This window comes from Frankia torreyi, from assembly GCF_000948395.1.
GTDB classification, from domain to species: Bacteria; Actinomycetota; Actinomycetes; order Frankiales; family Frankiaceae; genus Frankia; species Frankia torreyi.
The window spans coordinates 1-22,433 of sequence record NZ_JYFN01000024.1; the positions used below are offsets into that span (position 1 = coordinate 1).

Genomic DNA, 22,433 nt, shown 5'->3' on the forward strand with positions numbered 1-22,433 from the left:
TTAATCTGAGCGAATCGTAGCCCCGGGCACGAGGCGTTACCGGACGCACCCTGATGCCGTCCCCGGTGTCATGGCCGGGAAACAGTCCCGGAGCGAGGGCCGCCAGCTCGGTTGTCCCGGCGCTGTGGGTGAACCCGGCTACATGACTTCCATCATCATCCGGTACGCTGAAGGGAACGTGGCCGCATGAGGGCGGCCGGATGAGGGCGGGGGAATGACGCTGCAACGGGCGGGCGGGCCGATAGTGCGCCGCGTTGTACTGGGCACACAGCTACGGAGAATCCGGGAAGCGAAAGGCATTAGCCGGGTGGATGCTGGCTACAGCATCCGGGCCTCCGAGTCGAAGATCAGTCGGTTGGAGTTGGGTCGGGTCAGTTTCAAGGAACGCGATGTGGCCGACTTGCTGACACTGTATGGCGTCACGGACGAGAGGGACCGCTCGCCGTTGCTCGAACTCGCCCGTCAGGCCAACGAGCCCGGTTGGTGGCAGGGTTTCACCGACGTGATGCCGGGATGGTTTCAGCCCTACCTGGGCCTGGAGGAAGCGGCGATCCTGATCCGGACCTACGAGCTTCAATTCATCCCCGGCCTCCTCCAGACCAAGGATTACGCCCGCGCCGTCATGGCCGGAGCCCGCCAGGTGGACGGCGCCGACGCCGTCGAACGTCGGGTCCAGGCGCGGATAAGTCGGCAGGCCATTCTCGACCGGCCAGATCCGCCCCGGGCATGGGCGATCATTGACGAGGCGGCACTGTGGCGCTCGGTCGCCGGGCCGGCCGTCATGCAAGGCCAGCTCGAACACCTGATCGCCCTGAACGCGAACCCGAACATCACCATCCAGGTGATTCCATTCAATGTCGGCCCCCACCCCGCCGAGGGGGGCGCGTTCAGCATTCTGCGGTTCGGTGAGCCGGATATCGCCGATGTCGTCTACCTGGAGCATCTCACGGGCTCCGTCTATCTCGACAAGCCGGACGACGTCACCCGCTACACGCTCGCCATGGACAATCTGGCACTCAAGAGCACGACGCCCGACGACACGGTAAAGGTCATCAAAAAAATCGCCTCGTATCACGCTGCGTGACGTCCGCCTCCGCCCGGTTGGCGGACGTCAGGGCTTCCGGCCGATGCCACACAGGTCGTCGATCGCCAGGGGCGGTTCGGCCGAGGGGTCTGGCCGCCACAACGGCGTCGAGACCAGACCCGGCTCGACGAGTTCGAAACCGTCGAGAAAACGGGCCACCTGCTCGGGGGTGCGCATGTGGTACGGAAAGCTCTCGTGCTCGTGGAGATGGTGGATGGCGTCGGCACGGTCCTCGCCCATGATGGCGTAGGTGCCGTCCTTGAACACAAGATAGCTGCCGGAGGGCAGGGATTCGCGCAGTTCGCGCACGATCGCGTATGCCTCGTCGAGGTCGGCCACGTTTCCCATGATCCCGAGCATGATCAAGCCGATCGGCCGGGTGAAGTCCAGGGTCTCGCGGGCGGCCTGGAGGATCTTCTTCGGCTCGCGGACGTCGGCGTCGACGTAGTTGGTAGCCCCCTCGGGCGTGCCGACCAGCAGGGCCCGCGCGTGCGCCAGGACCAGCGGATCGTGGTCGACGTAGACGATCCGCGAGTCGGGGGCGATCCGCTGCGCTACCTCATGGGTGTTGTCGGCCGTCGGCAGGCCGGTACCGATGTCGAGGAACTGCCGGATACCCACCTCACCGGCCAGGTAGGTGACCGCGCGGCCCAGAAAGGCCCGAGCTTGCCGGGCGAGCTGCACAATCTCGGGGAGCAACTCGTAGAGCCGGTCGCCGAACTCGCGGTCCACCGGATAGTGGTCCTTCCCGCCCAGCCAGTAGTTCCACACCCGCGCCGAGTGCGGCACGGTGATGTCGACAACGGGTGCCGAAGCGTCGCTCATGAGTAACGTTCCCTTCGCCGCGTGGTCACAAGAACCCGATGCTCATCATAGGGACCGTCCGGGGCGGCCCCGCCCCGGACGTCACTCTTCTTCCGTTGCCGCCGGCGTCCCTTACTTCAACGTCACTGCCTTGTCGAGGAACTCGTTGGTCACCAGGTCCGAAGGAACCAGCCCCGCCTTCGGCGTACTGCCCTTCGCAGTGAAGACCGGGACCAGCCGGCCGATCAGCGTCCCTACCCGGGCCGTGTCGAAGCTGCCCAGCACTCCGTCACTACCATCGGCGATCAACCCGAGTTGCTTCTGCGTGGCGTTGCCGTACGCGAGCAGCCCCGACGAAAGGGTGAACCCGCCCGTGTGCAGCGTACTGACGACCTTCAGCAGGAGCTGGTTCACCGGCGCCGGATTAGCGACGTAGTCCCGCTGCGCCCGCTGCAACAGCGGCACCAGCTTGGCCAGGCAGGCGCGCTGGGTCGACACCTTGTCCGGCCGAACGGCCAACGCGGAGATGTACGCAGGGTATTCGTCCTGCAGAAGTAGGTGCTTCACCGGCTTGCCCCACGCCTTGACGTCGTGCTGGAGCAGGTAGGGCTCGTTGGTGACGAAAGCCTGCTGCACGATCTTGCCATCGGCGGCGACGAACCGGTCCGGGGACCCCTGATAGGAGGTGTCGACCTGGGACTTGGCCAGCGACCCCTCCCGGACGAAGACGTCGGGAAAGGACGTCCCGCTCGCGCTGGCCAGCACCGTCGCGCCCGACTGGCGGATCTCGGCGACGTTGGTGAAGTTCCACGCCGGGTCGCCCCAGATCAGCGCCAGCGGAGACTTCTCGTAGGGCGCGAAGACGGCGACCGGCGGCTGCCTCCCGGAGGCCTGCACAGCCTCGTCCGTTCCCACATAGCCGGCCAGGATGCTGTCGTCCTGAGCCAGCAGCGAGGTCACCGGCTGGAAACCCGTCGCCGGCCCGCCGGCGCGCACCTGGAGCCTCACGCCGGTAGCACCCAGCGGTCCCTCAACCCGGTTCTTGCTCACGTCGATCGTCGGGTTGGGGCCTAGAAGCTGGTACAGGTACCCGTCGGGAAGGCCAGGCCACCAGTTCGCCTGGATGACAACCGTGGAGGGGCAGATCCCCTTCAGCGGCGTCGCGTAACGCGACTCGGTGGCGGACCCCGTGGCCGACGGGCTCACCCCACCGGACCCACTCGACGAGCCGGAACACGCGGTCAGGCCGAACGCCAGCACCGCGGCGCACCCCGCCACCCAACGGCGGCGAAACATCGAAACTCGCACCAGCCCAGATCTCCTCAGCACGGTGAAATAGGTGAGCACCCGGGGGTGGGAACACCAGGCTTGCGATGCTCCTGACATCACGGCGGGCCGTCTTCGCCCACCGTGAGGATTCCACACCGCCGAGGGCAGGATGGTACGAGGTGGCAATTCCCCGTACAGCTTCAGCCCCCGGTGGAATCGGGAGTGCGACGCGCAGTAGCTGTAGCCGGCCAGCTCCACGTGCTGCACGTGCTGCACCGTCGGCCGCGACATTCCGCACGGCACGGTGGTCGCATCGCTGATCCAGTGGTTGTCGAACCAGAATTCACTGTCCGCCGCCACAAGCCCGATCATGCCCTTGACCAGTGGTAACACTGGTCGTAGCAGCTTGTTGTAGCCAGCCTGGCCCGGCAGGTAGGGGAACGCCCCGAAGAGGCCGGGTGCCCGATGTCCGCCCCGATGTCTGCCGGTGTGCGCGACAAGGCGACGGCTTCCGCCGACTACAGCCGGTCACAGATCGCGACCTGGGCGCTGCCATATGCTGGTCCTGGTTCGCAGCCAGCCGGAAACACCCGCGAGGAGGCCGCGTCCATGAGCACTCCGGAAACCGGCCCTCCGCCGTACCCGCCGCTGCGCTCTCCGGTCACCGCCGAGGAGCTCCTGGCCGCGCGAGGTACATCACCCATCCGGTCTCTCGACGACCTGGCGGCCGACACCTTCGACTCCGACGAGGAGCTCGACGAGTTCCTCGCGTTCGCCTACGCCGAGCGTCGCCGCGACGTCGCCTGAGTCGCCGCCGTGCAGCTCGTCGTCCTGGACACCGACGTCGCTTCCTTGAGCCACAAGCGCAGACTCAGCGGGCTCATGGCGACCCGTCTGATCGGCCGCCGGCCGCTGATCACGTTCGTGACCTTCGGCGAGCTCACCACGTGGACCGACCTGCGAGACTGGGGCAGTCGCCGACGCCAGAAACTCGCCAAGCGTTTGACCTGAATAAATAGTTTTAATCTATTGGCCTGGTGACCGTTGGGTCGATGAAGGGTCAGAGAGGCGGACTGATCTAATGGAAAGGTTCGCGCGGAACATTGGTTCATGAGGGGTGGCTACCCGGGGTAGCCACCCCTCATGGTTTGCACACATCTGCAGCTTGTGTCGTCTTAGCTAGCGCCAGCCGTAGCGCTGCCGCAGCCGGTCCGTGACCCGCTCGAACGGCTCGCGCGGCAGGGCCGTCGACTCTCGGCGCATCCCGCCCTCGTGCACCCGGATCACCCGGTCCAGGTTGACCCAGGACGGTCGGTGCTCGCTGTCCCACCCGCCCGCGCCGACGGACACGAAGTCGCCCTCGCCGTCATGATCCTTGCTGGTGAGCTGCACGGCCAGGTAGGTGCCCGCGGATTCGACGGCCACCACGAGGACCGGCCGATCCTTGCCCCGTCCGTCGTTCTCCTCGAACGGCACCCACGTCCAGACGATCTCGCCGGGATCCGGGGCCCCGTCCGACTGCGGCGCGTAGCTCATCCGCACCGGCCCGATGCGATCCGGATCGACCTCCCTGGTGGCGTCCGGCCCGGACTCGCCCGGCGAGACCTCCGCCTGCGCGCGGGACGACCCCGCCCGCTCCCGGGCCGGGTGACTGCGCGCGGCTGCCACCGAGGATGGCGAGGAGGATGGCGAGGAGGAACGGGCCGTCGGCGTTGATGTCGACCGCCGCCGACCTTCCCGTCCCGCCTCCCGTGAGGGCGCCTCCCCCCGGCGGTGACTGCTCGTCACCAGGTCGGACACGATCTTGATCAGATCCCCCAGCAATCCCATGCCGCCACAATACTGATCTTTAATGTGTGGTTTCGCTGGATCATGATGTTGCTGGGTCATGCTGGTTCTGGCCGGGATCATGACGTGTCCCAGGTCGGGCCGGTGCCGGCGAGGCAGCCCTCGAGGAGATCGGGGCGGTGCGGCTCAAACCTGACGATCCACAAGCAGCTCCGGTCGACGATCAGGCCGTCCGCCACAAGCGGCGACGGCGTCGAGCCCCGCTATCTTTGGACGAATCCGTATATCTGACGGATCGTGATGCCTGCTACCCGGCGTCACCACCGCACGTGAGCCAAAGCCGTTAACTTGACACTCCCGGCTCCCGAGCCGCCGGGACTGGAGGGTCCTGCTGCATCGGGTCGGCGACGCCCTGTGCTCCCAGCAGACACCTCCGGAGCCGTCACCTGTATACGGCGGGACCCCCAACGCCAGGCCGTCGGCGCACCGGTGGCCGCGTCGGACAGGGAGGCGACGCGATGAAGTGAACATGTTGCGGTTCTCGCCGGGGTGGACTCCCGGCGCTGCTTCTGTCTGCCGGAAACGGCGTCATCTCTCCTCGGGCGGGCGGAGGGTGCCGAGGTATTGGCCGAGCGGCGTCGATTCTCTTGGGTGGACGAGTGGGAGGGCGGGTCTGGGTGCGGAGAGCGGGGGACGACGCTCGGGCAGCATGGCGGTGAGCAGCGGGCGTGCGAGCATGCGGGGGGCGAGGTGCCCGCCGAGGTGGTCGTTCACGGCCCGCAGAGCGGCGACGATGTCCGACTGGTCGGGATGGGTGGCCCGGTGGCGTTCGGTGGCGTCCCAGAGCGGATGGGGGCCGGCGGCGCGCCGGGTGACCGGGTTCCCGATTTCGAAGCTTTCCTGGGGTTGCCCGTCGACCCAGTGCTTCAGGGTGTGCATGGCGTTGGCGGAGTCGTTGAGGGCCAGTGTCTGCGTGCCGCGGGACAGCGCGGCGAGGGTCTCGGGCATGACGCCTTCGACACTCATGGTCTCGAAGCCGAACGTCCAGTCCCCGAGGGTTCCACTGGTGAGGATCGTCCGGTCTGGGCCGGGCTGGACGACGGCGTCGGTCTCGCCGAAGGCAAGGAGGCGGGCTGTCGTCGGATCGGCCTCGTAACGCTCCAGCAGGTTCCGGGGGGTCACCCCGTGGGTGACGGTGAGGCAGAACGGCCCGTAGCGGACGATTGCCGTCCAGTCCTGCTCCGGGGAAGGCTGGGTCATTTCGTGCTCCGGGTCTGGTGCGGCTGCCCCCAGGAATATAGCCGCGTGGGGGCAGCCCGGCGCGCTCGCCTGCGGTGACACCGACAACTCCGGGAAACGAAGCCCGCTGGCCGTCGACGCCCGGACGCTGATCCACGGGTTCCGCCGCCACGAAAACATGATCTTCCGGTTCGCCACCGACCTGCCCGTACGCGGTCGATGTTGCGCCGATCGCGCGAATAGAAACGGCCGACCAGCAGCAATCGCGGATGGAATGCCGGCGCGAGGGACATCGCTCGGATAGCTGATCAGGTGTCGAAGCTGCGCCGACATCATTCCGATGGTCGTGGTCGTGGTCGTGCGGCGGACCCATCCTGCGCGGAGAATGCGTCGAGGCTGGGCAGGGCGGCTCCGTGCCCGTCGAACATCGCCAGGTTGGCGGTCGGAATTCGTTCGCCGGCCTTCGGGTCGACGGTAAGCCAGCCGGGCTCCCAGACAAAGAATCCCAGCCCGCGATGGTCTGGCACTTCCTGGAGTAGCCGCCGGAGTTGCCTGAAGTAGTTCTCCTGGCCTTCCGCCGTAGCGGGAAGAGTTTTTCGGTCCGGTAGCTGATCGGCCGTTCTGACCCAGTCGCCGGGTTTCGTTCCGGCCAGGGTCCATGGGTAGGCGGTCTCCACGATGAGAATCTTCTTGTGGTAGCGCGCGGCCAGGTTCGCGAGGTTCGCACGCAGATCCGCCAGCGAGCCGTTCCAGTACGGATAATAGGTGAGGCCGATCACATCGAAAGCTGTGACCCCGGCGTGCATGAGTTTGTCGAAGAAGTACTGTGAACGGCTGGCGTCGCCGCCGCTGTCAATGTGGAGGACGACGGACAGGTGACGGTGGGGCTCACCTTCGCGGGCACCGGTGATCGCACTGTTGACCAGCGTGGCGAAAGGTGACCAGTCCTGCGCCGCGCCGTGTTGGACTGCGCCGAGTGGCCAGAGCATGCCGTTGGTGATCTCGTTCCCGATCTGGATCATATCGACCGGTGTGCCGTGTTCGGCGAATGTCGCGACCAGGTCACGTGTATAGGTTCTGACCGTGCCGAGCATGGCGGCGAGGTCGGCTCCGTGCCAGGCGGCCGGTGTTTGCTGGCTGTATGGGTCGGCCCAGAAGTCCGAGTAGTGGGGCACGAGCAGGATCTTCAGGCCAGCGTCCTTCGCTCTCCGCGCCAGCTCGAGTGCCGACCGCTCGTCGCTGTATCCCGGGGGTGGATTGACCCATACCCGTAACCGGACGTAGTTCGCGCCGTGGGCCGCGAGTATCCGCTCGATCGGCAGACGTTCACCTCCGTCGGAGAAGGCCGTGCCGGCGGCCTCCTCCTGCAGCGTGAAAGAGATGTCCGCGCCTCGGACGCCGGGGACTCCGGCGGACGGCGNGGGCCGCCACGGCGCGACCATGACGACGACGATCAGCAGCCCGACCACGATCGCCGCGCTGGCCAGGTGGATCATCCGTACGCCTCTGACCTGCACCAGCGTCCACTCCCCCCAGCCGAGCGCTCGATCGCGTCGGGTGGACCGCAGACCCACCCCGGGCCCGCCCGGAGGGTGTCCGTCGTGTCTTTCCAGGACGAGAAGCCTGCGTTCGTGTGTGTGATGCCCGCAACCGCAACGGACGTAGGCCTGCTTCGGCGGCGGAAGTCATGCTGATTACGGAGGAATAGTATCGAATCGGTACATCTCCGATGAAAAGTCACCCTCCGTGCACCCCTTATCGCCGATAGTGCAAATTTTGCTAATTGACAGATGATGCCTTAGCGTAACGAACAGTCCGAGGGTCCTCGATCAATATGTCGCGATCCTCGTGGGGCGCAGGGACTGGGGGGCAACGTGCGACAGGGTCTTCGGCCTGCCGACCACACGGGCGCGCGGAAGCGTCGCGTGACGTGACCCTTGCCTTCGTTGAGTAGCTCGGCCAATCGCGCGACAGCGTAGCCGACCACGGGGCGAACCCCGTTTGGATGCTGATCTGCCGGCCGGGAACTGGTCGTCCTTTCTCGGGCCGATCACGCGCGCTCCGTTATTGGTCTTTTTGCCGTGCGCCGACCGTGCGCGGATTGGGGGAACGGTGCGGAGTCCGCTACGCGGGGAGAACGCGACCGCATTTTTGGCCGACGGCGTGGGACAGCTCACCATGCCCCTGGAATACCGTCCTTCCGCGCCGCGTCGGGCGGAGGTGGCCCCGGGGCAGTCCGAGATCCGCGTCCAGTCCACCTCCCCGATGAGTCGCCGGCAGCGACGGCAGTACTGGCTGATCGTGGCCGGGTGGATCCTCGCTGTGCTCTTCTTCTGGGTATGGTGGCTGCGCGGGGATCACGTCGGCTCGCTTCCGCTGTTCATACTCATGTCATTTTCTTTTTTCTACGTGGGCGTGCTCCTGTCGTCGATGTACATGCTTTTCGTGGGACACATGCGGCGACCGACCCCGATTCCAGTGGCCCACGCCGAGCGCGCCGCGCCGATCGGACGGGTAGCCGTTCTGAGTCTCACCGTGCCCGGCTCGGAGTCGCTGGACATCGTGCGTCGCCAACTCGTCGCCATGAGTCGAATCAGCTATCCTCACGACAGCTGGATACTCGTCGACAAAATTTCCTCTCCAGAAATAGAGGCGTTGGCCCGATCCATGGGGGTCAAGTATTTCTCGCGCCACGACGAGGCCCGTTGGGGAAAGGTGGGCGTGGCCGGCTGGAACCGGCGGTTCCCACCCTTCAAGCGGAAGACGAAGGCCGGCAACGTCAACAGCTGGCTCGACGCCTATGGGCACAATTACAGCCATTTCACGCAGCTTGACATCGACCACATCCCGAATCCGGACTACCTGGACAGGGTCCTCGGTTATTTCGCCGACTCGAAGGTGAAATGGGTACAGGCGCCCAGCGTCTACGGTAACTTCACCCACTGGACCGCGCGGGGCGCCGCCGAACAGGAACTCGGTCTCCAGGGACCGCTCCAGATGGGTTTCTACGGATTCTCCCGAACACCGTTCATCATCGGTAGCCACTGCACGTACGACACCGCCGCGATCCGCGAGATAGGCGGGTTTCAGCCGACTCGAGCCGAGGACCACCTCGACACCGTCTGCCTCGCCGCCCGCGGATATCAGGGGGTCTTCGTCCCCGACATCCTCGCGGTCGGCGACGGGCCGGAAACATTTGAGACCTACCTGTCGCAGCAGTTCGCCTGGGCCTACTCGATGATCGAGGTACTGCTTCGCCACACGCCCCGACTGCTCCGGCAGTACAAGCCACGTCAGGCGATGCAGTTCCTTTTCGCGCAGACCTGGTACACCTTCTGGTCACTGTCGATGCTCATCCTGTTCACATTGCCGCTGATCTCCCTCTGCCTGAATCAGCGCATCGCGAAGGTGCACTACCTCGACTTCGTCGGCCACAGCTTCCCGATGACCGCCATGGCCGCAGCTATCTGGCTGTGGAGCCGGCCCTGGCACCTGCCAGCCGGTGTGCGGCTCACCTGGCGGGGAATGGTGCTACACGCCGCCCGCTGGATCATCGTTCTTTCCGCGCTCGTCCAGGTCGTGCTACGAGTCAAGAAGCCTTATATGATCACCAAGAAGGGGGTGGACGGCGACGGCAACGCGATCTCGCTGCGGATGGTCGCGCCGTACATCGCCATGGTGATCCTGCCTCTCGCCGCATGCTGGTGCTACCTTGCCGCGTACGGGCCCGGCTCCAACGAGGGCTACCTTCTCTTCGCGCTGCAGGACGCGCTGGTATTCCTGCTGGTGCTGATCTTCGTTATCCTGCAGGAGGTCAGGGCCACCCCGGGCGGTAGCTCGCAGCTCACCGTTCGACTGCGGCGGCAGGCCGCACCGCTGCTGACCACAGCCGTTCTCGCAGTGGCGACCGCGATCACCGCCGCCGCCTGCAGCATGCCGATCTGGGGTGCGCTCTCCTCGACCTAGATCCTCCCGCGAAGTCCGCCAGAACCGGGCCATGTTCCTGGGCTTCTGCCGCTGCCTGCGAGTTGTCCTGAAAGGTTTCTGCGGGCGCCGGCTTGACCTTGACCCTGCGTCGGGGTTCCAGCATGGCGGCATGACCGCTACCAGCCCCGCGATCGAGGCTTCCGGACTCACCAAGTCCTACGGCGACCACACCGTGCTGGACGGCGTCGACCTGACCGTCCCGGAGGGCACCGTCTACGCCCTGCTCGGACCCAACGGCGCCGGCAAGACGACCATCGTCAACATCCTCTCCACCTTGCTGACCCCCGGTGACGGCGAGATCCGCGTCGCCGGCTTCGACGTCCGACGCGAGCCCGCCGGGGTGCGCGCCGCGATCGGTGTCACCGGGCAGTTCTCGGCGATCGACGAGCTGCTCACCGGAGCTGAGAACCTGCGGCTGATGGCCGACCTGGCGCACCTGGACCGGGCGACCGCGACCGCCGCCGTGACCGTGATGCTGGAGCGCTTCGACCTCGTCGACGCGGCCGACCGGCGGGCACAGACCTACTCGGGCGGCATGAAGCGGCGGCTGGATCTGGCGATGACGCTCATCGCCCGGCCCCGGCTGATCTTCCTCGATGAGCCGACGGCCGGTCTCGACCCGCGCAGCCGTCGCGCCCTGTGGGCGATCGTGCGCGAGCAGGTCGCCGACGGCGTGACGGTGCTGCTGACGACGCAGTACCTCGAGGAGGCCGACGAGCTGGCCGACCGGATCGGGGTCCTCGACGGTGGCCGCCTGGTCGCCGAGGGCACGGCGGCGGAACTGAAGCGGCGGGTGCCCGGCGGGCACGTGTCGGTGCAGTTCACCGACGCCGCGGGGCTGGCCGCGGCAGCGGCGGCGCACCCGGAGGCCACCACCGACGCCGAGGCACTCACCCTGCAGGTGCCGGGCGACGGCAGCATCGCCGGGCTGCGCCGCGTGCTCGACGGCCTCGACGACGATGGCGTCGCCGGCCTGACGGTCTCCTCCGCCGACCTCGACGACGTGTTCCTCGCGCTCACCGGCCGCGCATCCGAGGCGCCCGCATCCGAGGCGCCCGCATCCGAGCGGATCCCCGCATGAGCACCACCTACATCGTCCGTGACTCGGCGACGATGCTGCGGCGCAACCTGCGGCACATCCGCCGCTACCCTTCGTTGTCGATCATTCTGGTCGCACAGCCGATCCTGTTCCTGCTGCTGTTCGTGTACGTGTTCGGCGGGACCCTGGGCGCCGGCCTGCCGGGCCAGACGGGCCAGGCGGGTGGCGGAGACCGCAGGGGCTACCTCGTCTTCATCACGCCGGGCATCCTGTTCATGACCGTCGCCAGCGTCGCGCTCGGCACCGCGATCTCGACCGCGACCGACATGACCACCGGGATCATCGCCCGGTTCCGCACGATGAACATCGCCCGGGTGTCGGTGCTCACCGGCCACGTGCTGGGCGCTGTCATCAGGACCGGCTTCGCCGTGGTGATCGTGACGGCGTTCGCGTTCCTCCTCGGGTTCCGCTCCGCTGCCGGCCCGCTCGGCTGGCTCGGTGTGATCGGGCTGCTGATCCTCATCGCGTTCTCGCTCACCTGGCTGACCGTCGGCCTGGGCCTGGCGGCGGACAGCGTCGAGACGGCCAGTAACACCCCGCTGTTCCTGATGATCCTGCCGTTCGTCAGCAGCGCCTTCGTGCCGACCGACGCGATGCCGACCGGGCTGCGCCAGTTCGCGGAGTACCAGCCGTTCACCCCGATGATCAACACCCTCCGCGCGCTCGCCACGGGCGCCGCGACGGACTCCGACCGGTGGCTCGCGATCGGCTGGTGCGTCGCCATCGCGCTGCTCGGCTACCTCTGGTCGCGTCGGCTGTTCCTCCGCGTGCCCGGGAAATAGGACACTGGCGCGGTGCTCACGATCAGCCAACTGGCGTCGTACGCGGGCGTCACCGTGCGCGCGGTGCGGCACTACCACGCCAAGGGTCTCCTGCCGGAGCCGAAGCGCGACCACTCCGGCTACCGGCGCTACGACGCCCACGCCGTCGTCGAGCTCGTCAGGATCCGGACCCTCGCCGACGCCGGCGTGCCGCTCGCGCGCGTCCGCGAGCTGTTGGCCGCGGGCGAGGAGGAGTTCGCGGCCGCCGTCGCCGACATCGACCGGCGCCTGCGCGCGGAGATCAGGCAGCGGCAGCGGCACCGCGAGCGGATCGCGCAGCTGGCAGCCGGAGACAGCCTGGCCCTGCCGCCGGAGGCGGTGGCGTACCTCGACCGGCTGCGCGAGCTCGGACTGCCGGACCTGATGATCGAGGGCGAGCGGGACGCCTGGATCCTGGTGGCCGCCAAACTCCCGGAGCACATGCCGCTCTACATGAAAATGAAGCAGCAGCAGCTCGACGACCCGGCGACGGTCGACCTCTACTGGGATTTCGTCGCGATGATCGACTGGGAGGTGGACGACCCGCGGTTGACGGCGTTGGCCGACCGGCTCGTCGCCTCTCTCGAGGCCGCCGATGCCGAGGGATGGGATAGCCGCGACCAGGAGATGACCGATGAGCTCGCGGAGCTCCTCGACGCGGTCTTCCTCAACTCGGTGCCGATCGCCCGTCGGCTCCTGGCGCGGCTCGAGGAACGCGGCTGGCGCGGCTGGACCAAGTTCGAGCGGATCTCTCCGCGATAGCGCTGTCGGCGGCGTGAGCGGTGGTCGCCGCACGAGTGTTCGGACTCCCGGGCCGGCGGCGGGGCTGCCGCCGCCGGCCCGGGTGAAGCACCGGTCACTCGGTTCGCTCGGGTCAGTCGGTCGGTGACGGGCGTCCGGTCTGCTGGCTCGTGAGGAGCTGCGCACGGCGGTGGACGTCGCGGGGGGAGCAGCGGCGGTCGAGTCGAGTCCGCAGAAGCGACTGGGCGATGTCGGGCCGGTTGGCCTGGATGGCACAGTAGATCGTGGTGTCCTCGACGATCTCGCGCTGGGCGGCGCTGCCCCCGAGCCGCTCGACGCCGGGCAACGCGATCAGCGCGTCGGTCGCCCGGTCGGGATCACCGTGCAGGAGATGCATCAGGGCGTCGGCCAGCGGCGCGACGGTGTCGGTGAACACCGCGTTGCTCCGGGCGGCCGCGGACCGGCGCAGTTGCGCGAGTCGGCGGCAGTCCCCCACGGCGGCGAGGGCGACCGCCGAGTGGAGCCCGACGAAGGGCGTCGGCGGATCGACGAGCAACGCGGCGGGAACGGTCTCCAACACCGGTCCGAGTTCCACCGACGTCCAGGCGCCGGCCGCGAAGCCGCGCCACAGCAGCGACGCCGAGTCGATCAGCGCCCGGACGCCGGAGACGGCCGGCGGCGCGAGCTGGGTCGAGAAACGCGCCCGGATCGCGCTGTCGTCACCGAGGGCGAGTTCGTGCAGGGCCGCGTGCCAGGAGAAGTGCGCCCGATGCGACGAATCCGACCCGCAGGTCGAGATCCAGGCGTCCAACCAGGCCAGCCCCGCCTCATGGTCGCCGGTCTCGTAGTGGACGTGGGTCTTCGCGTGGACGGCGTGGCCGGCGGTCGGTTCGACGGCCAGCGCCAGTGCGGCGAGTTCGGCCGCCTCGTCCCAGCGCTCCTGCTCCTGGCGGGTGAAGGCGAGCAGCCCCCGGTACCACCAGTCGTCGCGGTAGACGGCAGCCAGGCCTTCGACCAGGGCCCAGGCCTCGGCCGGGAGCTCCGTCGCGCCGCTGAACGCGATCGTCGGCACAGCGATGCTGACGGCCAGGGCATCTTCCGGGTAGGCGTGGATGTAGCTGAGCAGTGCCGCGGCCGAACCGGCTCCCCCCGGCTCGCGGATGCGGGCGGCGACGACCTCGATGAAGCGTCGCTCACGCTCGTCGGCCCGGCCGGCGTGGCGTTGCGCGTTCCGCAGAGCCGTTTCCACGTCGACGTCGGCGCCCCACTCGGCACCGAGCAGCGCCAGCACCGCCTGCCCGAGGGCGAACTGGGGGTCGGCCGCGACCGCTTCGGCCACCAGCGCTTCGGCTCCGGACTGTACCCGCAGGATCCGTCCGAGCCCGGCGACATAGCGACCGGCCGCCTCCGGGCTGGCGGTGAGGGGCAGGCCGTAGGGGTCGCGCACCCGCCGGACGCCCTGTGGCCCAGGCAGGGCGGCCACGACGGCGCGGGCGACCGAGGCCGCCTGGCCGCGGATCTCGGGGATCGCCGTGCTCTCCCACAGCTCGCCGCGCCGCAACGGTCCGATGGCCCAGATCGCCGGCCGGGGTCCGTCGGCCGCGACCAGCCGCCCGGACGCCTCGGTGGCGAAGCCCAGGTCCAGGCTGTCCGGGGTCGCCAGGCCGGTGGCAAGCAGGTTCATGACCAGGGGATCATGGCTGGTCCGCACGCCGGCGCCCGCACCGGTGCAGTTGACCACGGCCGCGGCGAGTACCCGCGAGCCGTCGCTGAGCGAGACCTCGACGCCGGCCGCGGTGTCGGAAGCGTCGACGACCTGCGCGGCGTGCACGACCAGCGATCCCTCGGCGCGGCGCTGCTCCAGCCAGGCGTGGATGGCGGGGTCGACGCGGTGGCGCACCTGGTCCCAGCGCCGCATCGTCGTGGCGACGAAGCTCGACCGGGCAGCCGCGTCCAGGCGCGACCACAGCTCGGCCGTCACCGGGCGCATCGCGTCCACGCCCCGCCGCCAGTCGCCACCGGCCGCGCGGATGTGATCGAAGACAAGCCGGCGGGCCTGGGCGAGGCTCACCGGTCCGGCGGGCAACTCCGGGGCGGCCAGCGGCGGCGCCGGGTCCAGCACGTGGGGGAGCGGAAGCAGCCCGTGACGCGAGGTCACATGCAGGCGCACGCCGGCCCGGCTCCAGCGCTGGGCCATGTCGGCCATCGTCAGGCCCGAGCCGACGAGCAGCACGTCGCTGCCAGCCGGGACGTGGGGCTGGGAATCCGCCCGCCATGGATCACCGACGAACCGCGGCGACCGGGCCAGCGCCGGCGGGGCCCACGACGTCGTCGCGGCGCCGTGCCCGAGCGCGAGGACGACACCGTCGACCGGATGGCTGGTCCCGTCGTCGAGCGTGAGGCGCAGCCGGCGGCCATGCCGGCGGAGGTCCGTCGCGCGAGCGCGCACCCGCTCGCAGTGCACCCCGCTCGCGGCGCGCAGCGTCTCCTCCAGCGTGTGGCGGAGGTAGTCGGCGTAGAACTGGCGGGGTGCGTAACCCCTGGCTGGAAAGTCGACCGCGACGTGCCGACGAAGCCAGCGCAGGAAGTGCTGCGGATCATCGTCGAATGCGCTCATCTTCGCGGCCGGGACATTGAGCCGGTGCCGCGGATCCCGGGTCCGATACGCCAGGCCCTCGCCGACGTCGTCCGGTTCGACGAGCAATATTGTGAACCTGCGGCCGGTAACCGCCACGGACCTTGCCAGCTGGGCGGCGGCGAGGCAACCGCTCGCCCCGCCACCCACCACCGCGACGACCACCGGCGCACTCATCGGGACCGTCGACAGGACGTGTGCGGACACCTGGGCATAGAGATCTCCTTCTGCGTCAATTCCAGTCCTTATCAGGTTAGGCGCAGGTGGGGGAGGTCGTAGCCCAGATCGACGGAACGAGGTGTGTGATCCGATTGGCAGCCCCGCGGCCCGGTTCGTCATCGGCGGCCGGGCTTACGCCGGCTCGCCCGCGACGACGACGCCGTTCTCGTAGGCGAGCACCACGGCCTGCACCCGGTCACGCAGTCCGAGCTTGGCGAGCACGGCACCCAGGTGGCTCTTCACGGTCGCCTCGGTCACGACCAGGCGCCCGGCTATTTCGGTGTTCGACAGTCCTCGGGCGACCAGGACCAGTACCTCCCGCTCGCGTGGCGTCAGGGCGTTGAGCAGGCCGGGTGGGGTCGGCGGGCGGATGCGGCCGGCGAAGGCCTCGACCAGCCTCCGGGTGACAGACGGTGACAGCAGCGCGTCACCGGCATGCAGGACCCGGATCGCCTCGATCAGGCGTTCGCGGGAGGCGTCCTTGAGCAGGAATCCGGCCGCCCCGGCGCGCAGCGCGCCGAAGACGTACTCGTCCAGGTCGAAGGTGGTCAGGATGAGGACGCGCGGCGGCGGGGTGGGCCCGTCGGCGGTCAGGTGGGCGGTGGTCTCCACGCCGTCCATGCGCGGCATGCGAATGTCGAGCAGGACGACATCAGGTCGCAGTTCCTCGGCCCGTGCGAGCGCCTCCCGGCCGTCGGCGGCCTCGCCGACCACCTCGAAGTCCTCCTGGGTTTCGAGTATCAGCCGCAGGCCCGTCCGGATCAGCTCCTGGTCGTCCACGATCAACAGGCGGATGGTCATCCGACTCCCCTCCTCACTCCCCGGTGGTTCGACGGGCCGGCGCGGCGGGCGCTCCTGCCCCACCGCCCGTCGGCAGGCGGGCCGCCACGCGGAACCCGCCACCGGGCCGGTGGCCGAACTCCAGCTCGCCACCGAGCACCGCGACCCGCTCCCGCATCCCGACGAGGCCGTGCCGGGCCGGCTCGCTGGTCATCGAGGCGTCCCGCGGGTCCTCATCACCGACCGGCGCCCGCGCCAACCCGGTCGCACCGTCGTCGGTCACCGCCACGTCAATGCTTCCGTCCCGGTAGGCCAGCGTGACCGTCACCTGGCTCGGACGGGCATGTTTCAGCACATTGGTCAGCGCTTCCTCGGTGATGCGGTAGACGGACAGCTCCAGTCCGCCGGACAGCGCTCTGGGCTTCCCCGTCACCCGTAGCTCGACGGGCAGCCCGGCGGCACGGTAGTCGCCGACCAGCTCATCCAGGTCCGTCAGCGCGGGCATGGGGCGGGAGTCGGCGGAGGCGCCGGGTGCGCGCAGCACGGTCAGCATCCGCCGAAGCTCGGCGAGGCCCTGCTCCCCGCTCGTCTCGACCCGCGCCAGCGTTTCGTCGGCCCGGTCCGGCCTGGTATGCAGCACGTCCCGGGCGCCGCGCACGCCGAGCAGCATCACGGTCACCGAATGGGCGACGATGTCGTGCAGCTCGCGGGCGATCGACGCGCGCTCCTCGTGGACCGCGATCCGGGCCAGATACTCCCGCTCACGCTGAAGGTCCTCGGCGCGCTCCTCGAGCGCGCGCACGTAGCGACGGCGGGTCCGCGCGTACGCGCCCAACGCCCACACCGCGGCCGTCACCGGGACGGACACGATCGACAGCGCGGCCAGGAGCACCGCGGTGGGCACGAGCGCGACGAGCGCGCGGCGCCAGTCGTCACCCTCGGCGATCGTGAAGAGCGCTACCAGGACAGGCACACCGCCCGGTGCGTCACCGGCAGCCACCAGCGCGGCAGCCAGAGCGAGCGTCGCGAGGAGCACCACCCACGGCGCCCGGCGGCGCGCTGTGAGCGCACCGCCGGACACAACCGCCAGCAGCACCGTCGACACCCGCGCGGTGTGGTCGTCGTTGAGGAGAAGGCTGAGCTCGGCGATCGTGGCGGCCACCGTGACGACGAGATCGAACACCAGCCCGCGCCGGATGGTCATGCCAGGTCGCGCCGGCGTTCCCCGGCCAACGCCGCGCACATGAGCCCCACCGTCCAGGCGCCCAGGACGATCGCCGCCGCAGTCAGGGAGAGGCGATCCGGCCCGTGGGACATCCGGGTCAGCACCCCCACCGCGCCGAACGGGGTGTAGTCCGACGCGTCCTGCCGGACGAGGTCGAGCAGCGGGTTCACGACGAAGGTGAGGATCAGTGCGCCGGCCGCGGCCAGGACCTGGTTGCGAACCAGCGCGCCGACGGCCACGCCGATCATCGTCGCGAGCACCGACGACGTCAGCAGGCCCACCGCCACCGCGGTCGCCTCGCGGGCACTCAGGCCGGGGCCGGGCTGCCGAGCCAACAGCGGCAGCCCGGCCCCCAGCGACACCGCCACCATGGCCGACCCGACGACCAGACTCACGATCGCGTACGCCGTGGCCCGCGCGAGCAGCAGACGTTCCCGCGAGGCGCCCGAGGCCAGCGCCGCGGGAGCCGCGGTGCGGTGCCGGAACTCGCCGGCGACACCGACCGCCCCGAGCAGCAGCAACAGGATCGGCATCCCGGACAGGGCCTCCTCCTTCTCTCCCACCTCGTCGAGCGTCCCCGAGGCAAGCGTGACAATCAGGACGTTCGCGGCCGTCAGCGCGACCGAGGCCGCCGCGAAGACCAGCGGCGTGCGCGTGGTCAGAATGTTGATCAGCTCGCCCCTGACCAGCCGGCCGGTCACGCGTCCTCGCCTTCGGTCAGCCTAAGAAAGACGTCCTCGAGGGAGAAGCCACTCTCGGCGATCGAAGCCATCCGGCCCTGATGCACAAGACGCCCTCGGTCGATGACGATGACATCGTCGACCGTGCGCTCGACCTCGGTCAGCGAATGACTCGACAACACGACGGTGCGGCCCGCGTCGGCCCGTTCGCGCAGCAGGGTGCGCAACCACTGGATCCCGCGCGGATCCAGCCCGTTCATCGGCTCGTCCAGCACCAGGATGTCCGGATCGGCGAGCAGCGCCGCCGCCAGGCCAAGCCGCTGCCGCATACCGAGCGAGTACTTTCCGACCCTGCGACGCCCGGCCTGCCCAAGGCCGACCAACTCGACCATCTCGGTGACTCGCGCCCTGGGCAGCCCGGCCAGGGCCGCCAGCGAACGCAGGTGCGCCCGCGCCGAGCGACCCGGGTGTGCGCCACAGGGCTCGATGAAGACCCCCAACGTGCGCGCTTCCGGCGTGCGCGCCTCGCGGCCGTTCAGCAGCACCTGCCCGGCACTCGGCCGGGCCAGCCCACTGATCACTTTGAGCACCGTCGTCTTGCCGGCGCCGTTGGGCCCGAAGAAGCCGGTGACCGCCCCGCCGCGGACGCCGAATGACATGTTCTCGATGGCGGTGTGCCTGCCGTAACGCTTCGTCAGACCTTCGACGCTGATCGCGGCGCTCGGCGTGACCGCCGCGCCCGCCGTCACTGAAATTCCCATGGCCGACAGAATCCGATCCTTCGATCTCCCGGTCATCGCCGTACCGGTGGGTTTCGCGGCTCGACCGTGGGTGGAGATCGCGGCGACCGTCCCTCCCCCCGGGGGTGGAGGACAACGTCCGCCTGCGCCGGCTTACCGGGGGTCAACCATCAGGGCGGACAGCTACACCGTCACAGGCGATCCGTCCGCCTGCCAGCGCCTGCTGGCGTGTCTCAGCTAACCCGCGCCGAGGTCAAGGACGACTGCGAGCGACCGGCCCGAGAATCCGGCGACGGCCGGGTGCCGGCGCTACCGCGAGGTCGAGGCGCGGGTGGTTGGTGCCGGCCGGCGGTTCGGGTCCGGGGGAGTGGCGTTGAAGGCGCGCAGGAAGGTGTTGACGCCGGCGGCGATGGCGGCCTGCAGGTCGTGGTCGGTGACGGCGCGGGTGCCGAGAGCGGACAGCGTCGGGAGATCGCCGGAGACGAGGGCGAGGAAGTGGCCGGCGGCGAGGTCGGCGTCGTCGATGTCGAGGTGACCGCGATGGGCCAGTCGGGCCAGGCGCCCGGCGAGGGCGATGTGCACGTGGGCGCCGCCAAGGCGCAGGGCATCGTCGAACAGGTCGGGGAAGCGGGCGGCCTCGGCGTACATGAGGCGTTGCAGGGCCCAGCCCTCGTCGTTGAGCTGACAGTCGATGACGTTGCGGGCCACCCGGGTGAGGGCGCCGGCCAGGTCCGCCCCGTCGTCGGGGAGGAGGTCGAGCGCGGCCACGATCCGGTCGCCGGTGCGCTGCGCCCCATCGAGGATGACCGTGCGGAAGAGGTTCTCCTTGTCCCGGAAGTGGTTGTACACGGTCGGCTTGGCGACGCCGGCCCGTTCGGCGATGGTCTCGACGCGCGCCAGGCCGTAGCCCTCCTGAACGAACACCCGCAGCGCCGCGTCGAGGATGGCAGCCCGCTTGTCGATCCGGCCGCGCAGCGGTGTCGACGCGTTCCTCCCTGTGGTCACCCGGCCAGGTTATCGCTCCGGCGTTACACGCTGACTGATATATTAAACTCGATCGTTCAACATAATATCCGGACAGGAAAAGTTGCCTGGGGTGCGGAGGAGCGGTCGTGACCCGACAGCAGGAGGCGCACGGCCCAGCCCACGGCCGCGCGATGAGCACGCCGCTGCCCGAGCGTCTGGACCCGCAACTGCGCGCACGATTCCTGCATCCACCACAACGACGGGTTCTTGATCAACTCTGGCCGGGTGGCCCGGCCACGTTCCCGCAGGACGCGGTGGTGGGCGTCGATCCGGGCCATCGGGTTCCGGTACGCAGCTACCGCCCGGCTGACGGGCCCGACCCGGCTCCGGCGGTGCTGTTCGTCCACGGTAGCGGATTCACCATGGGCGAGCTGGAGCAGTTCGACCCGCACTGCGACTGGTATGCGCGCGCAGCCGAGGCAGTCGTGGTCTCGGTCGGCTACCGACTCGCCCCGACCCACCCCTACCCGGCGGCGCTCCAGGACGCCGCGGCCGCCTGGCAGTGGCTGCACGACACGGCCGCGCAGCTCGGGGTCGATCCAACGCGATCAGCCATCGTCGGCTCCAGCGCCGGCGCGGCGATCGCCGCCGGCCTGGCCCTGTACCTGCGCGATCATGGGCAGCCGCTTCCGTCGCTGCTCCTCCTGCACGCCCCGGTACTGGACGACCGGCACCGCACCGCCTCCAGCCACGCGATCAACGACGAACGCACCTGGCACCGCGCGGCCTCGCTGCGTGGCTGGACCAGCTACCTCGGCCCGGCCGGCCCACCCGGCGGTGAGTCGATCCCGGCCTATGCCGCTCCCGCCCGCGCGACCGACCTCGCCGGCCTGCCGCCCACCTTCTTCGCCCTCGGCGACCTCGAACTCGCCCGCGACGAGGTGCTCGACTTCGCCACCCGATGACCGGCTCCCGCCGTCTCCACCTGACGGTACACCTGGTCGGCGCCGCCACCGGGGTGCACCCGGGCGCCTGGCGCTGGCCGGAGGCCGACCCCTACACCTTCGCCAGCGTCGACCGGTGGGTCGAGGCCGCCCAGGTCGCCGAACGCGGCCTGCTCGACGCGGTCTTCCTCTCCGATGTGCCCGGGCTGTGGGGTGATCTCACCGACCACCCCCAGGAGGCGTACTACCTCGAACCGACCGTCATCCTCACCGCGATCGCCCGCGCCACCACGCACATCGGCCTGGTCGGCACCGCGTCGACCAGCTTCAACGAGCCCTACAACATCGCCCGCCGATTCCACTCCCTCGACCTCGTCAGCCACGGCCGAGTCGGCTGGAACGCCGTCACCACCTTCGTACCCGTCATCGCCGAGAACTTCGGGGAGGCCCGCATCGCCGACCGGGCGGACCGCTACGGCCGCGGCAACGAGTTCGTCGACGTCGTGCGCGCCCTGTGGGCCAGCTGGCGGCCCGGCGCGCTGCTCGCCGACGTCGCCACCGGCGCGTTCACCGACCGCGGCAAGCTGGTTCCGATCGACCATCGCGGCGCCACCTTCGTGGTCCGCGGACCGCTGCCGCTCCCACCGTCCGAGCAGGGGTATCCCGTCATCTTCCAGGCCGGCGCCTCCGACCCCGGACGCGACCTCGCCGCCCGCACCGCCGACGCCGTCTTCTCCGGCGCCACCAGCCTTGACGCCGCCCGCGCGTATGCCGCCGACATCCGCGGCCGGGCGGCCGGCTACGGCCGCGACCCCGCCTCCATCACCATCCTGCCCGGCCTGATGACCTCCATCGCCAGCAGCGACGCCGAAGCCGCCGATCGGCTGCGCCGTCTCGACGAGCTCGCCTATCGCGACAGCGCGCGGGCTGTCCTCGCCGACAAACTCCGCCTCGACCCGGACATCCTCGACCCGGAGACCCTGGACCCCGACCGTCCCATCCCGCCCCACCTGCTGCCGCCGCTGGGCGTGGACGGCGCGGTCGGAGTCCTCGACCTCGGGCTGCTGGAACGGGCCCACCGTGGGCTCAGCGTGCGCGACCTGCTGCGCCCGCGCTGGGGCGGCCACCTCGTCGCGGCCGGGCCACCCGAACGGGTCGCCGACATCATCGAGGACTGGTACCGGGGCGGCGCCGCGGACGGCTTCACCCTCATGCCGGATGTGATCGCCGACGGCCTGCCCGCCTTCGTCGACCACGTCATCCCGATCCTGCGACGCCGAGGGCTGTGGCCCCACGAATATCAGGAAGCCACCTTGCGGGAGCGGCTCGGCCTGCCGCTGCCCGAAGCAGCCAAGCACGCACTGCCGTGACCGTCGTGCTGCCACGGCATGGTCACGTTGCAACCGGTGGGCTCAGCCAGTCCGAGCACGGTC

At 69.5% G+C, this 22,433-nt stretch carries 20 protein-coding genes and 1 pseudogene; 9 read left to right on the forward strand and 12 right to left on the reverse strand.

The annotated features are described in order from the left end of the window. The first annotated feature begins 214 nt into the window (after positions 1-214). A complete protein-coding gene (locus tag FF36_RS15775; RefSeq protein WP_044885846.1) occupies positions 215-1,084 on the forward strand; it encodes a Scr1 family TA system antitoxin-like transcriptional regulator in 870 nt (289 codons plus the stop codon). Between the two features lie 27 nt (positions 1,085-1,111). Here FF36_RS15775 and FF36_RS15780 read toward each other — a convergent pair whose 3' ends face one another. The 3 genes and pseudogenes from FF36_RS15780 to FF36_RS41475 form a co-directional block, all read right to left on the reverse strand. Continuing rightward, positions 1,112-1,909: an SAM-dependent methyltransferase gene (locus FF36_RS15780; protein WP_044885847.1), complete on the reverse strand. Its 798-nt coding sequence runs from the start codon at positions 1,907-1,909 to the stop codon at positions 1,112-1,114. 111 nt (positions 1,910-2,020) lie between these two features. Further along, positions 2,021-3,274, reverse strand: a complete 1,254-nt coding sequence (locus FF36_RS15785; RefSeq protein ID WP_479686786.1) for a substrate-binding domain-containing protein — start codon at positions 3,272-3,274, stop codon at positions 2,021-2,023. 75 nt (positions 3,275-3,349) lie between these two features. Beyond that, positions 3,350-3,598, reverse strand: a pseudogene (locus FF36_RS41475) (IS982 family transposase); the annotation flags it as partial. Between the two features lie 168 nt (positions 3,599-3,766). Here FF36_RS41475 and FF36_RS15790 point away from each other — a divergent pair. Together FF36_RS15790 and FF36_RS15795 are read left to right on the forward strand one after the other, a co-directional pair. After that, positions 3,767-3,964, forward strand: coding sequence for a hypothetical protein (locus tag FF36_RS15790; protein ID WP_044885917.1), 198 nt, complete (start codon positions 3,767-3,769; stop codon positions 3,962-3,964). A gap of 9 nt (positions 3,965-3,973) precedes the next feature. Beyond that, the gene (locus tag FF36_RS15795; protein ID WP_199865407.1) at positions 3,974-4,168 is read left to right on the forward strand and encodes a PIN domain-containing protein; all 195 of its coding nucleotides are present in this window, start codon (positions 3,974-3,976) and stop codon (positions 4,166-4,168) included. 168 nt (positions 4,169-4,336) lie between these two features. Here FF36_RS15795 and FF36_RS15800 read toward each other — a convergent pair whose 3' ends face one another. The 3 genes from FF36_RS15800 to FF36_RS15810 form a co-directional block, all read right to left on the reverse strand. Beyond that, the gene (locus FF36_RS15800; RefSeq protein ID WP_199865408.1) at positions 4,337-4,987 is read right to left on the reverse strand and encodes a type II toxin-antitoxin system PemK/MazF family toxin; all 651 of its coding nucleotides are present in this window, start codon (positions 4,985-4,987) and stop codon (positions 4,337-4,339) included. 546 nt (positions 4,988-5,533) lie between these two features. Continuing rightward, positions 5,534-6,205, reverse strand: coding sequence for a DUF6461 domain-containing protein (locus FF36_RS15805; protein ID WP_044885849.1), 672 nt, complete (start codon positions 6,203-6,205; stop codon positions 5,534-5,536). A 311-nt stretch (positions 6,206-6,516) separates the two neighbouring features. Next, entirely contained in the window at positions 6,517-7,566 is a 1,050-nt protein-coding gene (locus tag FF36_RS15810) for a glycoside hydrolase family 53 protein (protein WP_277912944.1), read from the reverse strand. Positions 7,567-8,185: 619 nt separating this feature from the next. Between FF36_RS15810 and FF36_RS15815 the strand changes: the two genes are divergently transcribed. The 4 genes from FF36_RS15815 to FF36_RS15830 all read left to right on the forward strand — a co-directional run bounded on the left by FF36_RS15815 (position 8,186) and on the right by FF36_RS15830 (position 12,832). Beyond that, entirely contained in the window at positions 8,186-10,150 is a 1,965-nt protein-coding gene (locus FF36_RS15815; protein WP_242418797.1) for a glycosyltransferase family 2 protein, read from the forward strand. Positions 10,151-10,280: 130 nt separating this feature from the next. Continuing rightward, positions 10,281-11,252 (forward strand): ABC transporter ATP-binding protein, encoded by a 972-nt coding sequence (locus tag FF36_RS15820; protein WP_044885851.1) that lies wholly within the window; start codon positions 10,281-10,283, stop codon positions 11,250-11,252. Continuing rightward, on the forward strand, positions 11,249-12,052 hold the full coding sequence (locus tag FF36_RS15825; protein ID WP_044885852.1) for an ABC transporter permease: 804 nt from the start codon (positions 11,249-11,251) through the stop codon (positions 12,050-12,052). Before FF36_RS15820 ends, FF36_RS15825 begins: the two co-directional genes overlap by 4 nt. A gap of 12 nt (positions 12,053-12,064) precedes the next feature. Next, positions 12,065-12,832 (forward strand): MerR family transcriptional regulator, encoded by a 768-nt coding sequence (locus FF36_RS15830; protein WP_044885853.1) that lies wholly within the window; start codon positions 12,065-12,067, stop codon positions 12,830-12,832. A 112-nt stretch (positions 12,833-12,944) separates the two neighbouring features. Here FF36_RS15830 and FF36_RS15835 read toward each other — a convergent pair whose 3' ends face one another. The 6 genes from FF36_RS15835 to FF36_RS15860 all read right to left on the reverse strand — a co-directional run bounded on the left by FF36_RS15835 (position 12,945) and on the right by FF36_RS15860 (position 20,095). Beyond that, positions 12,945-15,623: an FAD/NAD(P)-binding protein gene (locus FF36_RS15835; RefSeq protein WP_044885920.1), complete on the reverse strand. Its 2,679-nt coding sequence runs from the start codon at positions 15,621-15,623 to the stop codon at positions 12,945-12,947. 174 nt (positions 15,624-15,797) lie between these two features. Further along, positions 15,798-16,466 (reverse strand): response regulator, encoded by a 669-nt coding sequence (locus FF36_RS15840; protein WP_044885854.1) that lies wholly within the window; start codon positions 16,464-16,466, stop codon positions 15,798-15,800. Between the two features lie 13 nt (positions 16,467-16,479). Continuing rightward, the gene (locus tag FF36_RS15845) at positions 16,480-17,649 is read right to left on the reverse strand and encodes a sensor histidine kinase (protein ID WP_044885855.1); all 1,170 of its coding nucleotides are present in this window, start codon (positions 17,647-17,649) and stop codon (positions 16,480-16,482) included. Beyond that, positions 17,646-18,371: an ABC transporter permease subunit gene (locus tag FF36_RS15850; RefSeq protein WP_044885856.1), complete on the reverse strand. Its 726-nt coding sequence runs from the start codon at positions 18,369-18,371 to the stop codon at positions 17,646-17,648. Before FF36_RS15850 ends, FF36_RS15845 begins: the two co-directional genes overlap by 4 nt. Next, positions 18,368-19,099, reverse strand: a complete 732-nt coding sequence (locus tag FF36_RS15855) for an ABC transporter ATP-binding protein (protein WP_236705972.1) — start codon at positions 19,097-19,099, stop codon at positions 18,368-18,370. Before FF36_RS15855 ends, FF36_RS15850 begins: the two co-directional genes overlap by 4 nt. Positions 19,100-19,399: 300 nt before the next feature. Beyond that, positions 19,400-20,095 (reverse strand): TetR/AcrR family transcriptional regulator, encoded by a 696-nt coding sequence (locus FF36_RS15860; protein ID WP_044885858.1) that lies wholly within the window; start codon positions 20,093-20,095, stop codon positions 19,400-19,402. 107 nt (positions 20,096-20,202) lie between these two features. Here FF36_RS15860 and FF36_RS15865 point away from each other — a divergent pair, with 107 nt between their 5' ends. Both FF36_RS15865 and FF36_RS15870 read left to right on the forward strand, forming a co-directional pair. After that, complete coding sequence (locus tag FF36_RS15865; RefSeq protein ID WP_082121955.1) at positions 20,203-21,021, forward strand: alpha/beta hydrolase fold domain-containing protein; 819 nt, start codon at positions 20,203-20,205, stop codon at positions 21,019-21,021. Next, the gene (locus FF36_RS15870; RefSeq protein WP_044885859.1) at positions 21,018-22,370 is read left to right on the forward strand and encodes an NtaA/DmoA family FMN-dependent monooxygenase; all 1,353 of its coding nucleotides are present in this window, start codon (positions 21,018-21,020) and stop codon (positions 22,368-22,370) included. Before FF36_RS15865 ends, FF36_RS15870 begins: the two co-directional genes overlap by 4 nt. Positions 22,371-22,433: the final 63 nt, after the last annotated feature.

Coding starts and splice junctions, on each gene's coding strand:
- FF36_RS15775 (WP_044885846.1), top strand. CDS start 215: ATGACGCTGCAACGGGCGGGCGGGCCGATAGTGCGCCGCGTTGTACTG.
- FF36_RS15780 (WP_044885847.1), bottom strand. CDS start 1,909: ATGAGCGACGCTTCGGCACCCGTTGTCGACATCACCGTGCCGCACTCG.
- FF36_RS15785 (WP_479686786.1), bottom strand. CDS start 3,274: ATGTCAGGAGCATCGCAAGCCTGGTGTTCCCACCCCCGGGTGCTCACC.
- FF36_RS15790 (WP_044885917.1), top strand. CDS start 3,767: ATGAGCACTCCGGAAACCGGCCCTCCGCCGTACCCGCCGCTGCGCTCT.
- FF36_RS15800 (WP_199865408.1), bottom strand. CDS start 4,987: ATGGGATTGCTGGGGGATCTGATCAAGATCGTGTCCGACCTGGTGACG.
- FF36_RS15805 (WP_044885849.1), bottom strand. CDS start 6,205: ATGACCCAGCCTTCCCCGGAGCAGGACTGGACGGCAATCGTCCGCTAC.
- FF36_RS15820 (WP_044885851.1), top strand. CDS start 10,281: ATGACCGCTACCAGCCCCGCGATCGAGGCTTCCGGACTCACCAAGTCC.
- FF36_RS15825 (WP_044885852.1), top strand. CDS start 11,249: ATGAGCACCACCTACATCGTCCGTGACTCGGCGACGATGCTGCGGCGC.
- FF36_RS15835 (WP_044885920.1), bottom strand. CDS start 15,623: ATGAGTGCGCCGGTGGTCGTCGCGGTGGTGGGTGGCGGGGCGAGCGGT.
- FF36_RS15840 (WP_044885854.1), bottom strand. CDS start 16,466: ATGACCATCCGCCTGTTGATCGTGGACGACCAGGAGCTGATCCGGACG.
- FF36_RS15845 (WP_044885855.1), bottom strand. CDS start 17,649: ATGACCATCCGGCGCGGGCTGGTGTTCGATCTCGTCGTCACGGTGGCC.
- FF36_RS15870 (WP_044885859.1), top strand. CDS start 21,018: ATGACCGGCTCCCGCCGTCTCCACCTGACGGTACACCTGGTCGGCGCC.